A 13,281-nucleotide genomic window follows, 5' to 3' on the forward strand; every position below is an offset into this window, starting at 1 on the left:
GTTGAACAAAGCAAAAAACTGCAATGATAACTTGATGATTTTACTAGAAAAGATGGTGCGATAATGGGAACACATCAGAAAGGCAGTCCATTGAATAATATAAAAATAATTTAAACACTCTAATAAAGTGCCCCCATAAATGCCCCCTTAGGTAGTTGTGTTGAATACTCCCTAATGTAATCACCAGTATACTTGTGAGCCTTAGGGGCAAAGCATCATTACTACCAACGTTCCAGGGGGGCCAGAAGGTCTTTGTGGATTTCAGTTTGTTCTTCCTGCCATGCACTTGTCCATTTCCAGTCAGTACTTCTCGGACAGTTGTCCTGACAGTTTTTACAAAACTCTTCTTTGAAGCCGCCGGTCGGATTAAAATGGTATATATCGTCTAACTTCCATCCTCCCATTATGTATTTTTTCTTCGTACATACCAAGTATTTCATTGATGCAGAGTACAAGCCAACCATCCTCGCAGGAATACCTAGGGAGCGTGAAGCAAACATTAATAAATGCTCGCAGTTTTTAACTACTCGTTCAGGATTATAATCTAACAAGCCTTGTTTTATTATCCTCCCCATTTCATCATCAGGATCATCAATTTTGAATCCTAGCTGTTTTGCTCTACTAGTGAAAAACTCCACTTCAAAATCAGGATCTTCACGTTGTAAGTAAGTATTCTTCTGCGCACTGATTTTATCAAGTGAGTCATTTAACTCAGCTTTTATTTCATCATTATGGAAATAATCAGCTTTCGATCTTGCTTCTTCGATATATTGTTGATAATTATCTTGATTCACTCTGATCGTCGCATACATCAAGATAAATTTTCCATGTAGCCCTTCATTCCCTTGAAACTTACAAACCTCTATTGCAATATTTAAACAATAATCTAACCAGTTGAATAAATATTCTGATGATTCAACTCGCTCATCAATTTTTAATCTGTGCGCGTATACACTCAATTTAATAGCAATTCTTGATATAGCATCAACAAAAAAATTTTCATTGCCATGTAGGATCATATTATTAATTGTATATATTATTTTCTCTACATGTTTAGCTGTTGTAGTAATAACCCTATCATTTTCACGATTCAACATCCAAGAGGTTAGAGGATCGCTTGCAGTGTTTTGTTTAGTTATTACAACATGATAGTCGGTTTCGATAAGTTTATCTGCAATAAATGCCCTCATAAGAAAAATGACATACATTCTATAATACTTATTCATTTTCTCTGTGCGAACTAGATAAATCAAAGACTGATACAAATTAAACAAACATTCGTCTTTGATTTCTGGTTTATCTTTAAGAGCACGTAAATAAACTTGCTCAATATAAATACCTGAATTAAATCTTGTATCAAAAAGCTCAGAGGTAGACTCAAAAGTAACTTTTGCATGATTAAATAACTCTTGATATGAGCTACTCTTGAGCAATCTATCATATTGTTCAATGTAAAGATAAAAATTAAACTCTTTATTTCTTTGAATCAACTCATCAATCAACTGAGAAGGACTATTCTTCAACATCTCATGGATAGGAGTTTTTATTTTATTAAGAGCATTTATCTTGAGCCATGACAGATTAGCCATCACAGCATCAATTAATTTATCACCATCACCAGATAAAACATTATCGGAAGGAATATGAATTGTTATGGTTTTATTTCTTTCACCAAGAGATATTGCTAGCCGATCATTCAACTCTTGATTGTCTTGTAAAGTACACCAGTATACAATTTTGGTTGTAACATCTACTACAACAAGAATAATTGGCAAATCTAACTGGCTCATGTAATAACTTAATCTCTCTGTTGAAAGATTAAAAGATACAACCTGCCCATTATTAATTATATTTACACGCTCCTGTCCTTTAATCTGGGCTTTAAAAATAAAGCCAGTTGCTTTTTCATTTTCTCCAATCAATTCAATTTCCGCATCCACACCATAATCTTCCTGATCTTCTTGTGGACGATATGCCCAATCAATTGGCATTGCTGATTGAAATATTCTTCCTGCAGATCTACCTATTTGCTTTGGAGTCAGTGCCATTTGCTTTCCATTCCGTAAAATTGACCTCACTAAATTCTACTTCCATTTGAACAAAATCGCATTGCTTCTGAGGATTCCTCGTTTTGCATCTCCATCGTTCTATCAACTTCAAGTCCAATCTTCCTAAGGCATGACTATGGACAAAAAATTATTAAAGTGACCAAAATCACACTACACCGCACCCGCCTGCCCTTTCTGTATCAGTAAAATTTTTCAGTTTTGTTTTTCTACAAACCATTCAGCCATACCGCGCCAGTGCTGCCTCTCTGGCATGAAAACCAGACTGAAAAAATTGAACCGGATTTCAGTTTCTTCCATTTCAAAACTGACCGTATTTTTTCAGGTTTTTGTTTCGGAAGGGATTTTTAATTTTACGTCACTATTCGAGAAAAAATAACGCTGAATTAGAAAACAATAACGTTATTAAATTCAATAAATTATCGCAGGGAGAAACTGAAAAAGCTTCATCACATTTCAGCAGTACCGGGCACACGTTTCGTATCCCGGTCTGCCGCCATTAAGCCCTTTTTTTTGCCTGAAGCAGAAGTTCCAGCGACTTATCGCGATCCTGTTCCGGCAGGGCATCAATCAGTTCTTTAACCCTTCTCCGCCCCTTAAGGGCGCTGGCTTATGGTATGCGAAAGGGACATGCTCATTACAAAAGTGTGGCCGGAACCATTTAAAACAGTCGTAGAGTTGCGCTTTCTACTGGCTTAAGACACAGACATCATCAATCAGGAATGGCAGCAGATAAAAATGCAGTGGATCCCCCCGGAGTGGAGTAAATCAACTAAGGCCATTGGTGTGGCGCTCAATGAGACTGTTTGCCATGTGCTGAAAAAGTAAATCGGCAATCATCACAAATGGGTGTTTGTCTACCGTGAAAGCAGCACTAAGCCAGATGGGACAAAATCACTGGTTATCAGGAAAATGCGCTATGACGCTAACACAGCATGGCGGGCTGCATTAAAGCGGGCTGGCATAGAGGATTTCAGATTTCATGACTTACGGCATACCAGGGCAAGTTGGTTAGTACAGGCTGGAGTGCCAATGTCAGTATTGCAGGAAATGGGAGGGTGGGAATCTATCGAAATGGTTCGCCGGTATGCACACCTGGCACCGAATCACCTGACAGAACATGCGCGGCAAATTGACTCTATTTTCGGGCTTTCTGTCCCAAATTTGTCACATAGTAAAAATAAGAAGGGTATGAATGATGTGTAACGTATTGAAAATGTTGGTGCCGATAATAGGAGTCGAACCTACGACCTTCGCATTACGAATGCGTAAATTGCTCTTTTAAAATCAATACCTATCGAATTTAAATGGATTTTTTGCCACAATATTGCCACAGTTCGTTAGGAATCTGACAGAAATGGCGACTATACGCAAACGTGGTAACTACCAATGGGAAGCTCAAATCCGTAAACGTGGTTTTCCCTCTCAAACCAAAACCTTTAACACCAAAGTGGAAGCAGAAGCTTGGGCCAAAATGATCGAGTCAGAAATGGCGAGAGGAGTTTGGCTTAGCCGCAGCGAAGCGGAATCTACGACATTGTATGAAGCCCTAGCGCGATATGAAAAAGAGATTGTTCCCGACAAAAAAGGGGCAGTGCAAGACCGATCATTGGTGCGGATACTAAAAGGCACTCAGCTGGCGAAAAACTATATGGCCAGCATCAGGAGTGCCGATGTCGCCAAGCTGAGAGATGAATGGTTGAAAATCTATGCTCCTGCAACCGTTTTAAGGCGTTTGGCCTTACTTTCTCATGTATTCAATGTTTCGCGCAAAGAATGGGGCATGGAGAGCCTGCTGAACCCCGTAGAGGCCATTCGCAAACCCCAACCCAAGAACTCCAGGACCAGACGCCTAGAAGCGCTGCCTGTAGTTTCTGAGAAAACCGGTGTTACGTCAGGAAAGGAAATAGCCAACGAGATTGAACATATCATCGCCGCAACACATTCATTAGTATTGCCAGCAATCATTCTTCTGGCGTTAGAGACAGCCATGCGCCGTAGCGAAATCGCAGAGCTTCGATGGCGCTTTATCGATCTTGATCGGCGAGTTGCACATCTGCCGGATACTAAGAATGGTAATGCCCGCGATGTCCCTTTATCAACGAAAGCCATTACGATACTGTCCAGTCTCAAGGAACATTCCAAGCCAGCTGCTGATAAGGTTTTTGATATGCGTGCAGACGCGATTACCCGAGCTTTTGACCGAGCTGTAAAACGAGCCAGAGAACGATACGAGAAAACAAACTCATTATGTGATGAATCTTTCCTTAAAGATTTAAGATTTCATGACCTTCGACATGAAGCAACTTCTCGACTTGCTGAAATTTTCCCTATGCATGAACTAACCAAAATTACAGGACATAAAGATCCAAGAATGCTAATGCGGTATTATCATCCAAAAGCTGAAGATTTGGCGTTAAAGTTGAAATAAGGACGTTGTATGGATTATAAAAATAAGTTAGTTGATGCATCACCAAAATTAAACAACCCTCAACTATTGGCTATAATATACTTAATACCTTTTGGATACTTGATTGTAGAAAACCCATTATGGCTAGAAAATATATACATTGCCGCTCCAATTTTCCTATCATCTATAGCTTTATTAACCAGTGTATACATAGGATATCGTGATTTATTAAATAAAGTATTTAATAATGCAGTAGTTAAATGGGGCGTAACTGGCTTTACATATTCCGTATGCTTATGGTTCGCAAAGTTTAAGCTTGACATAGCTTATGGTATAGTCCCAGAAAATCTTAATTACTCGACATTAGCTTATGCTTTCATGCTCTCATTTCCAATAGGAGCAATGATTTGTGCAATTACAGTCTATATATACATATTTTTGCGAGATGTATCTCCAGCAAAAATAGTAATATCCTCTATAATTTCAGCATATATTGGAAACTTGGCTCAACATCATATGCAAATTAATAATCTTCCTGAAAAAATAATATTAATAGGACTCATAATTATGGTCCCCTATAACATGGTCAATCTAGCCAGTTCGTTAGTTATTAAAAGGAAATTTAATTTTAATCGTTTAGTATCAGGCTTATCCCTTTTTGCTGTGTCAGTTGCTCTTTTTATTATTAGCATGACAGCAATGAAATATATTGAAAGATATCAAGAAAAATTTATTTTTCTTGATGCAAGAACATCTACGACATGTGATAGCTCAGAAAGCAAATCGCTTTATATTGAAAAAAATGAAAATCAGTGCTATAGAATATCAGGAAATAAATTCTCTGAGTTAAGACTAACTCTTGTAGATAAAAATATCTCGAATATAAATAACAAGGGCACTTCAACTTATGAACAAAAATAACTCTGCAAATTCATTTTCTATAGAAGCAAGGAAAGAAGCTTTTCGGAGAGCTGAAGCCAGTCTTTTTTTATCAAATAAAGATCCTAAAGGCTCCTCATTTTTTAATGAAATAAAAAATAAGGTGATCAATGGAGAGCTAACCTATGAAGATGCAAAGAGAGAAGTATTAAATTATCACATTGAACAATCTAAAAATAAAAATAAAAAAGGCTAACATTTAGTTAGCCTCTTCTCACTAGTGAGCCATTTTATAGTCCCTTAATGCATTTTTAAGTAACTCAGTTTGCACATCAGCATCATCGTAATTATAAATTCCGGTAGCAGAATAATACTCTTCGATGCATAGAATATTTATCAATGGTTCACAAATCTCTTTAATAAACTCCTTGTTGTTACCGGCAAAAATAATTTTTATTCCTTCCAAAACAAAGCTATTATAATCAGCCATTATACACCTCCTTACAGGTGTTTAGTGGAAGCGTCAGTTAACGTTATCGCGCTAACTGACGCGCCTAAATCAAGATTTTTTATTGCCAGTTAAACTATCACCCTCAAACTCATCCTGTTCGTGGTTACTCTGACGATCGGCTGTGTGTTTACGTATTTGATTCGCTATTTCCCCACCAACGGTCTGTTGTTTTCGGATAGAATTAGTACTTCCCTTCATCATCTGATACTCCGAAGCTCCATTAGACAGCCCGCTCTCCATGTGAGAAGCCATGCGGCCAGCTCGTGAGAATGATGAAGCAAACCCCTGGCTTCCTCCGCTGACGCTACCTGTATTGCTTCCTGCAGAAGAACCACCGGAACCGCCTGATGGTTGTCCTCCAGAAGTATCTACGGAACCGGTATCTTCCCCGCCGCCAAATCCTCCACCTGAACCACCTCTATCACCAGAACCAGATTCTTCGGCCATCGCCGCTTGTGCAGATTCAAATGCTGCTTTTAGAGCGGAAGCACCACCACTGACTTGAGCTGTAGCGCTCATTGCCATTGCCCCAGCGCCACTGATTGCAGTAGCAGCAGCGCCAGTAATCATACCTGCTCCAAAACCACCGATCCCTTGTAAGGACGCTCCTCCAACAACGCCTGATAACAACAACGGTAATTTATTCGTCAATACTAAAAGAATAATTGACGCCAGAAGTAAAACAATAAGACTATTAAGATCAGGAATATCATTTTTAATAATAGAAAAATACTGATCTATAAATGATTGCCCAATCCCAATGATTAATGTCATCGTAAATAACTGAATACCAATCGATAATACTGTGCGTAAGTAATTTATTGCTATATCAGAAGTCCATTTCGAACCACCAAACCCAAACAAAATAACTCCTGCATAACACAACACCCATGCAGAAACTAACATTATTAGCATATTTATCGCGATAAGCGCCATTACTACTAATACTATTATCGCGACGGTTATCATAATGGTCGAAATCATTGGAGACCAAATTGATGCTGCTGAACTGACCTTTGTTAATATCACAAAAGCCATATCAACTATGCTGGATGGTGAAATACCAGTACTTGTTCCTAAAGCATTTGCTGCAAGTTGTCTCATTGAGTTAATTATAGATTGTGATATAGCTGGGCCGTTGATTAAAAGATAATAAAAAAAACCAATCACGGCAAAAAAACGAACTATTTCTGCAAGTGCACTGATTAAACCTTCCCCTTGCATCGCCAACATACCAAATGTCCAAACCATACTTATTAATACCAGCCCCCAGAAGAGCCAATTTGCATAATCACCAATTACTAATGACCATGTGCTGGCTACTTGCTGAAACTTATCTAATAACGTATCAAGTAATCCGCTACTATCTAATTGACCAGCATAAGCATTTACAGAAAACAAAAAAATCATTCCTAAAAAAGTGAGTTTGCTTACTATTCTCATAATTACCATTCTCGCTTAGGGCTAGGATTGTTATTACTGCGCAGGGCACATTTATCGTAGTTATGTTCGTTCAATTTATTCTCTGGCGTCGATAAACAATCTTCATCTTTTTTATCGCAAGAGCATAGAATCAATGGAATGATTAGAATAAAAATGACCAAAAGTTTATCTTTCATGCAGCTATCCCTCACCAAATTCGCTTCGGGCTTGGTGTGTTCTCGCCAGCTAACGCTTTTTCATCAGCTACTATTTGTTGGGACTCTTTATCGGTCTGAGCCTGTGCCAGTGTTGCTGCAGCGTTTTGTTGGGATACCAGAAGCGAGCGGATTTGCAGCAACTGGTTCGTTTGAGCACTGGCAAGCTGGTTAGCGGCCTGAATAGCTTCCATTTGCCCTTGTGCGCTGGTTGCCTGAGTCTGCAAATCTGCAAGGTTATCAGCATCGCTTTGCAGTGTTTCCTGCTGTTCGTCGAGAGCCTTAAACACGGCGTCATTGGCCTTTTTACGTGCCTCAGAACTGTTCTGTTCAGCTTTACGCAGTGCGCTAATTTCATCCGCAGTACATTCAACATTACTGTTAAAACACGGTGATGAGCGGTAGTAATTCACGTCCTGATAACGTTTCAGATATGAATCAAGACTCCCGGCCTGATTTTTGTAGTAATTAAGGGTGTCCTGCGCCTGCAACAATTTGTTGATGGTCGAATTGGCCTGATCCCAGATATAGGCAGCAGGTGCGACTGTATTTTTGAGCATGTTTTCATACTGCTGCAGCTGCGTCTGGTACTGCTGGATCTGTTTTGCCACAGCCTGAACGTTGTTGACTGCGCTGATTGTGGTCTGCACCACATTAGTACCATCGATGACAGGGATACCGGCTGTCGCCGGTAATGCCATGATTGACACCACGAAAGAAACTACTAAGGCCTTTTTAGCGGCTAAAATTCCTCTCTGTAATGAAAATACTCGGAGCATTAACTTCATTTGCTTACCTCAATTTCAACAGATTATTAATATTGAATACATTCTCTATATAGGCGGTAGCCGATCAGCCTCGCAGAGCAGGACTCCCCTTGAGAATCGAAGATACGAAAACGGGGAGAGTAAAGTTGATAACCTGTTTACAGGTTAGCTAACTTTACATGTCCTGCCCCACGGTTGCCGTTGTATATCTGTATACCCATTGTGTATTCCGGTGTACGCAGTGTGTTTTCTTGGTGTATTTCTACAGGTTTAGTCATGTATTAAGTTTGTAATGCATGTGTTTTCTTAAAGGAAACTTATTTAATTACCCAACTTTAAGATAATTATTCTCTCGGTTTTATCTTTGGCGGCCTACCTCGTTTCTTTTGAACCATTTCAGCACGTTGCATTAAATCGCGGTTTTCCAACTGTGATTCGACAGAATTATCTATCCACTCCTTAACATCTTCTCGACGCCACAAAAGGCGCTTATTGCCAGGAAGGCGGCATCTGGGTGGGAGGCATTTAGGATTCCGAGTTGCATCGCTACGGATGCTTTTTACTGTTTTCTTCAAAGCAAAAGCTAACTCTTCAACGGTTATAAGTTCAGGCATAACTGGTTTCATAGCAGAACCTATTTCTCATAAAATATTATCAGGATTTTAGCCGCTAAAATTTTAGCCGCTAAAATTTGCAAACCAACGTTAAGAACTGAGAATACCAAAAAATTAACACCTGAAATATTTCTGTCAACAATTCTAAAACCCGAAAAAATATAAAACCATTTAAATTACATTTTTTTTGGCACTTTTCTGAACAACCCTAAGGTTTTAATAAGTCTTTTAGTCTTTTGGTTATATATATGGTTAAAGATCTGGTTAGAGAATCACAAAACCATATCTAACCCATTGTTTTATAATTTGATTTAAAAATAGAGCGTACCTCATATGTCATGAAAGTGCCCCTCATATGTCATGAAAGCGCCCCTCATATGTCATAAACAAATATAATTAAGCACAGCTTATGAACACACTTATCAACAGATTTTTTAGGTAAACACACAGGATATACGCAAAAAATATAAATTGTTTAGCCAAACAAAATAGCAACAAATAAAATGAAACAAAATGTAAACAACAGAGGGTTGTAGATGACTTATAAAATTGGTTAGCTAACCTTTATAACAAACACCGTTGGTAAATGTTTCATTTCTGACAACGGATATATCGAAAATGAGTAAGAAAAATACTTTAACTAACCTTACTCCCTGATTTGTTTAGCTAAACAAATTACTCTAAGGAATCCTGGGACGTTTGAAAAAAAGGGGTGATATGAGGACGATAAATGCTGCACCTTCTACTGTCGGAGAGATTTTATACGAAGAATTCTTGAAGCCATTGGATATGTCTCCCGCAAGACTTGCTGAACTGATGGATACGTCATATGAAAAAATTTGGGCAATAATTAAAAATGAGCGAGATATAACTCTTGAAGAGGCTATTCAACTCTCGATAATTTTCAATACAGATGCATCTTTTTGGGTGAAACTGCAAGAGCTACGTGAATTGCAACTGTTTCTATAGTCACTTTTCTGGGAGCAGTGGACTGACCCCGCCTCGCTCAGAGCGGACCTTTTGCTCAGTGAGTTAGTCCGCTCCGTGCCAACAGCAGACATATCAATAATTCAGTTATGGCTGGGCGTGGATTATGGCTGTGATGCGTACAAAAATTATCCAGCAGCGTAAATATTAATTCCGTTTGAGTTGAAAGTCGCGCCTCCATCAAAAACAATCGCAACACTTTTAACCGGTCTAGTAAGTCCGACATACAATTTTGCGCGCGTATCATTGGTTAGAGCAGCAGAGTTATCCTGAAACCACTGAAGCATAGGTTTGGTCGGATAAATAACCACACGCTCGAATGTCAGCCCCTTAGATGTACCAAATGTAAAGACCGGGTAGCGTTCATCTACAGAGCGTCTCTTATCCCAGCGAAGCTGAGTGGGAGTAAACGCTTCCAGATAATGGCTCAGGAGCTTTTCAGGGAGCAGAAAAATCCCATCATGTCCTGAAAGGCTCCGTACGTTAGAGATTGATGGTGCGATGTCTGGGTATAGTTTATTGGCAAAATCATTGATTTCATGAAAGCACCGAAAGTTCTCATTCAGCATTTTGGCATCGACCGTAACCCCTACCGCCTTGTCATCAAAGAAATTCACGATCGCCGCTTTTTTGTACTTCGCATTTTTTTCGATATTGACGGTGCTGTAAGTTGCCTGACGCGGATCCCCGACCAAGGTAATTTTAATGGGGGACTTGAACAATTTTTGTAGAATTTCAAGATCGTAACCGGCCAGATCTTGCACCTCATCCACATAAATCTCATCAAAACATGCAGCCAGCCTAGCCATGACCTTTCCGCCTGAATTTTCATCACAGCGAAGGGAGAGCTTAGCCATTTTATCAGAGTAAACTTTAAAATCAGGGCTGAAATAGTGCATCCTGAAATCATTTTCTCCCCAGTAGATGGTCCTCCCCCCCGCTGCTTTATAAGGCTTTTCACCAGATTTGCTGCTGCAAAGGATCATGCCTTTGACGTCGTAGTCAAACAAGCATCCTTGGTAAGGTTTAATCCAATGTTTAATCAGAAAAGAAAACCAAGTGATGACATAAAGATTGGGCGGGACACATCCATTTTCTTTAATGATTTTTAGATTGATCTCATCCCGGCAGGCCTCAGTAAACGTGGTAATCAATACACGCTTTCCTAAGGCAGCTGACTTTAATGCTTCACAGACCACAAAGGTACTTTTACCTGCTCCAGCAGAGGCGATGATGACTTTGTTCATTTGATCGCATCTAGAATGTATTGTGGATATTGAATACTGAGCGCCGCCGTATTCGCATAGTTAAAAAGTTTCAACGCGCATTCTGTCTTGTTTCCACGCATGTAAATACGCAGATCATCATCGGAAGCATGTGTGGTTCCAAAAATGGCATTGAGATTTACCCGAGTGTTCGCCTTTAGCAATTTAGGCTCAAGCGTGTTGTAATTATATTTTTTTGCTCCAACCAAGAGTGGACCGGTATCAACAATCGGATCGAAACAGATATCAATGTGTGGTTTTTTGTTCACACCCAAATAGGCATCGTATTTTTTATTAATTGCGGCAATATCGCCGTCATTGTCAGTTACCACGCGAGTGGGTTTATCGATAATAGCGGCAATTTCCAGAAATCTCAGAAATGAAATCCCCACAGAAATGACTTCAATTCCGTCCTCAACGGGAAGTCGTCCCTGATTTGCATCCATGTAAGCTTTCTGAACCACCAGTTCGTCCGAATCGCCTTCAACCAGAATGGCGCCCTTACACAGCATCATTCGTAGCGTGTCGTAACCAGCAATTTTTTCGAAAAACTCCTTTGTACCCGGAGTTAATGAAGCCAGTTTGGTCGTCTTACGGTTTGAGAGGAAAATCAGATCGCCAAGGCCGAGTTTGTTCGCAACAAAACTGCTGTGTGTTGTGATGATAATCTGTTTACCTGAGCAGTTATCTTTAATGGTCTTGATAAGCAGATTGAGCTTAGTATGCGACAGGTTATTTTCAGGCTCTTCAATCAGAATGATATTCGACTCTTTCGCTTTATTATGTGAGAGTGCCAGATTTGTCTTCACGATGCTTTGCTCACCCTTTCCTATGTAGTTAAACGGAACATCATTGAGACAGGTGATTAGACTGGACTCCCACGCCTTTTGGGAAGAAAGCTCAACCGAGATGGTGACTTTTTTACTCGTAATCTTACTCGCGGTTATGATTTTCTGATTAATGGTTTCGATGGACTTGTCTGTTAGGAAAGCTTCTTTCATTTTTCGGTGCGATTGGGAAACACTGATGACTTCATCATCGGTCAGAAGATCTTTAATTATTCTGCTGATGTAAACATCTGACCCGTTGTTACCTTTTGCAGAAGACGAATCAATAAAAGCTGATTTTAGAGGGATGTTGCGTGATAAAATCGCATCTCTATTAAAACCTTTCCACTCAATATCGTAATACTCGATGGGCAGCGTCCTGATATCGCCCGCTTGTAATAACTTCTCATAGGCTGCTTTGTAGTCCTCGTTAAACTTAATTTTGAATACCACACCTACAGAGGATGACTTATAACAGTTACCGTCTCCTTCGAGGAAGGCGGTATCTGGCCCTTTTTTAAAGTGAAGTTCAACGAACAGTGACGGGGGCGAAAGTTTATTCACAGTAGTGAGACTGGCCAGATACTCCTTTACCAACTGATCGTTAAACAGATACTGACTGATGTTGTTCTTAACAGGTTTTCCCGCGTACAGCCCCGTCAGCCCCAAATTAATTGCCTCAAGGATTGTACTTTTGCCTGCTTCGTTATCGCCAACAATAATGTTCACTGACTCATTGAACTCGATGCAGAATCTGTCTTTGAAACCCTTAAAGCCTTCAATAATTAACTTTTCGATAACCATTAACATCTCCATTACATGTTATTTGGAATCAGTTCAGGAAAATTTCCCTAGCGAAAAATGAATAGGGATTTATTTCGGCGAATGAACTATCAAGCTAGCGATTGTCTTACTATTTGTCGATTAAAGATACGCCAATGTTAGTAATGCCTCTATCGATTGTTGAGGAAATTGTGAGCTTCCTCTTTTCGCTCGCAGCGGACCTTCACCCCAGTAAACCCGTCCGCTCAGTGCCAGGAGCGGACATTGCAAACACAGGAAAGTACTAATCTGTGTGGGCAGGCCAGGAAGCCTCTGATGGAAATTTGTTAAATTTTCGACCATGCTTTTGTCCAAAGAAAATTTCAGTAGAATGAAGATGATGGACACGGTAGAAGAGCTTAACGGAACATACTTCTATAAAGGAGTAGCTAATATTTCGGCAGGCGAACTTTTTTCTGGATTTTTTTATATGAAGTGAATGAATACTTTAACGACATTGCAGATATTGTAACTATGCGAAATAATAATTACGTGA

11 protein-coding genes, 1 tRNA gene and 2 pseudogenes are annotated in these 13,281 nt (G+C 39.6%); 6 read left to right on the plus strand and 8 right to left on the minus strand.

Features of this window, described 5'->3' with window-relative positions; genetic code table 11:
- Positions 1-221 precede the first annotated feature (221 nt).
- Positions 222-2,048, minus strand: a complete 1,827-nt coding sequence (locus ACQ3G7_RS06700) for a DUF4365 domain-containing protein (RefSeq protein WP_430889275.1) — start codon at positions 2,046-2,048, stop codon at positions 222-224.
- Between the two features lie 621 nt (positions 2,049-2,669).
- Here ACQ3G7_RS06700 and ACQ3G7_RS06705 point away from each other — a divergent pair.
- Positions 2,670-3,272, plus strand: a pseudogene (locus tag ACQ3G7_RS06705) (site-specific integrase); the annotation flags it as partial.
- A 14-nt stretch (positions 3,273-3,286) separates the two neighbouring features.
- Here ACQ3G7_RS06705 and ACQ3G7_RS06710 read toward each other — a convergent pair.
- A tRNA-Ser gene (locus ACQ3G7_RS06710) sits at positions 3,287-3,398 on the minus strand.
- 25 nt (positions 3,399-3,423) lie between these two features.
- On the opposite strand from ACQ3G7_RS06710, the gene ACQ3G7_RS06715 reads away from it, so the two are divergent.
- The 3 genes from ACQ3G7_RS06715 to ACQ3G7_RS06725 are packed head-to-tail and all read left to right on the plus strand — an operon-like array spanning position 3,424 to position 5,611.
- Entirely contained in the window at positions 3,424-4,497 is a 1,074-nt protein-coding gene (locus ACQ3G7_RS06715) for a site-specific integrase (RefSeq protein ID WP_430889276.1), read from the plus strand.
- Between the two features lie 9 nt (positions 4,498-4,506).
- Positions 4,507-5,397 carry a hypothetical protein gene (locus tag ACQ3G7_RS06720; protein ID WP_430889277.1) on the plus strand — a complete coding sequence of 297 codons (891 nt, stop codon included), beginning with the start codon at positions 4,507-4,509 and terminating at the stop codon, positions 5,395-5,397.
- Positions 5,384-5,611 (plus strand): antitoxin VbhA family protein, encoded by a 228-nt coding sequence (locus tag ACQ3G7_RS06725; RefSeq protein WP_430889278.1) that lies wholly within the window; start codon positions 5,384-5,386, stop codon positions 5,609-5,611. Before ACQ3G7_RS06720 ends, ACQ3G7_RS06725 begins: the two co-directional genes overlap by 14 nt.
- Positions 5,612-5,632: 21 nt before the next feature.
- On the opposite strand, the gene ACQ3G7_RS06730 is transcribed toward ACQ3G7_RS06725, so the two are convergent.
- The 4 genes from ACQ3G7_RS06730 to trbJ all read right to left on the minus strand — a co-directional run bounded on the left by ACQ3G7_RS06730 (position 5,633) and on the right by trbJ (position 8,291).
- Positions 5,633-5,845, minus strand: a complete 213-nt coding sequence (locus ACQ3G7_RS06730) for a hypothetical protein (RefSeq protein WP_430889279.1) — start codon at positions 5,843-5,845, stop codon at positions 5,633-5,635.
- Between the two features lie 69 nt (positions 5,846-5,914).
- On the minus strand, positions 5,915-7,309 hold the full coding sequence (gene trbL, locus ACQ3G7_RS06735) for a P-type conjugative transfer protein TrbL (RefSeq protein ID WP_430889280.1): 1,395 nt from the start codon (positions 7,307-7,309) through the stop codon (positions 5,915-5,917).
- Between the two features lie 2 nt (positions 7,310-7,311).
- Complete coding sequence (locus ACQ3G7_RS06740) at positions 7,312-7,485, minus strand: hypothetical protein (protein ID WP_015965741.1); 174 nt, start codon at positions 7,483-7,485, stop codon at positions 7,312-7,314.
- A gap of 11 nt (positions 7,486-7,496) precedes the next feature.
- Positions 7,497-8,291, minus strand: coding sequence for a P-type conjugative transfer protein TrbJ (gene trbJ / locus ACQ3G7_RS06745; RefSeq protein ID WP_430889281.1), 795 nt, complete (start codon positions 8,289-8,291; stop codon positions 7,497-7,499).
- A gap of 1,310 nt (positions 8,292-9,601) precedes the next feature.
- Between trbJ and ACQ3G7_RS06750 the strand changes: the two genes are divergently transcribed.
- Positions 9,602-9,853, plus strand: a complete 252-nt coding sequence (locus ACQ3G7_RS06750; RefSeq protein ID WP_430889282.1) for a HigA family addiction module antitoxin — start codon at positions 9,602-9,604, stop codon at positions 9,851-9,853.
- A 146-nt stretch (positions 9,854-9,999) separates the two neighbouring features.
- On the opposite strand, the gene ACQ3G7_RS06755 is transcribed toward ACQ3G7_RS06750, so the two are convergent.
- On the minus strand, positions 10,000-11,118 hold the full coding sequence (locus tag ACQ3G7_RS06755; protein ID WP_430889283.1) for a UvrD-helicase domain-containing protein: 1,119 nt from the start codon (positions 11,116-11,118) through the stop codon (positions 10,000-10,002).
- Complete coding sequence (locus tag ACQ3G7_RS06760; RefSeq protein WP_430889284.1) at positions 11,115-12,767, minus strand: ATP-dependent nuclease; 1,653 nt, start codon at positions 12,765-12,767, stop codon at positions 11,115-11,117. The genes ACQ3G7_RS06755 and ACQ3G7_RS06760 overlap by 4 nt, the downstream gene beginning before the upstream one ends.
- A 358-nt stretch (positions 12,768-13,125) precedes the next feature.
- Here ACQ3G7_RS06760 and ACQ3G7_RS06765 point away from each other — a divergent pair.
- Positions 13,126-13,247: pseudogene (locus ACQ3G7_RS06765) on the plus strand (STM2901 family protein); the annotation flags it as partial.
- Positions 13,248-13,281 lie beyond the last annotated feature (34 nt).

The organism is Kosakonia sp. N21, from assembly GCF_050587465.1.
In the GTDB taxonomy this organism is placed as follows: domain Bacteria; phylum Pseudomonadota; class Gammaproteobacteria; order Enterobacterales; family Enterobacteriaceae.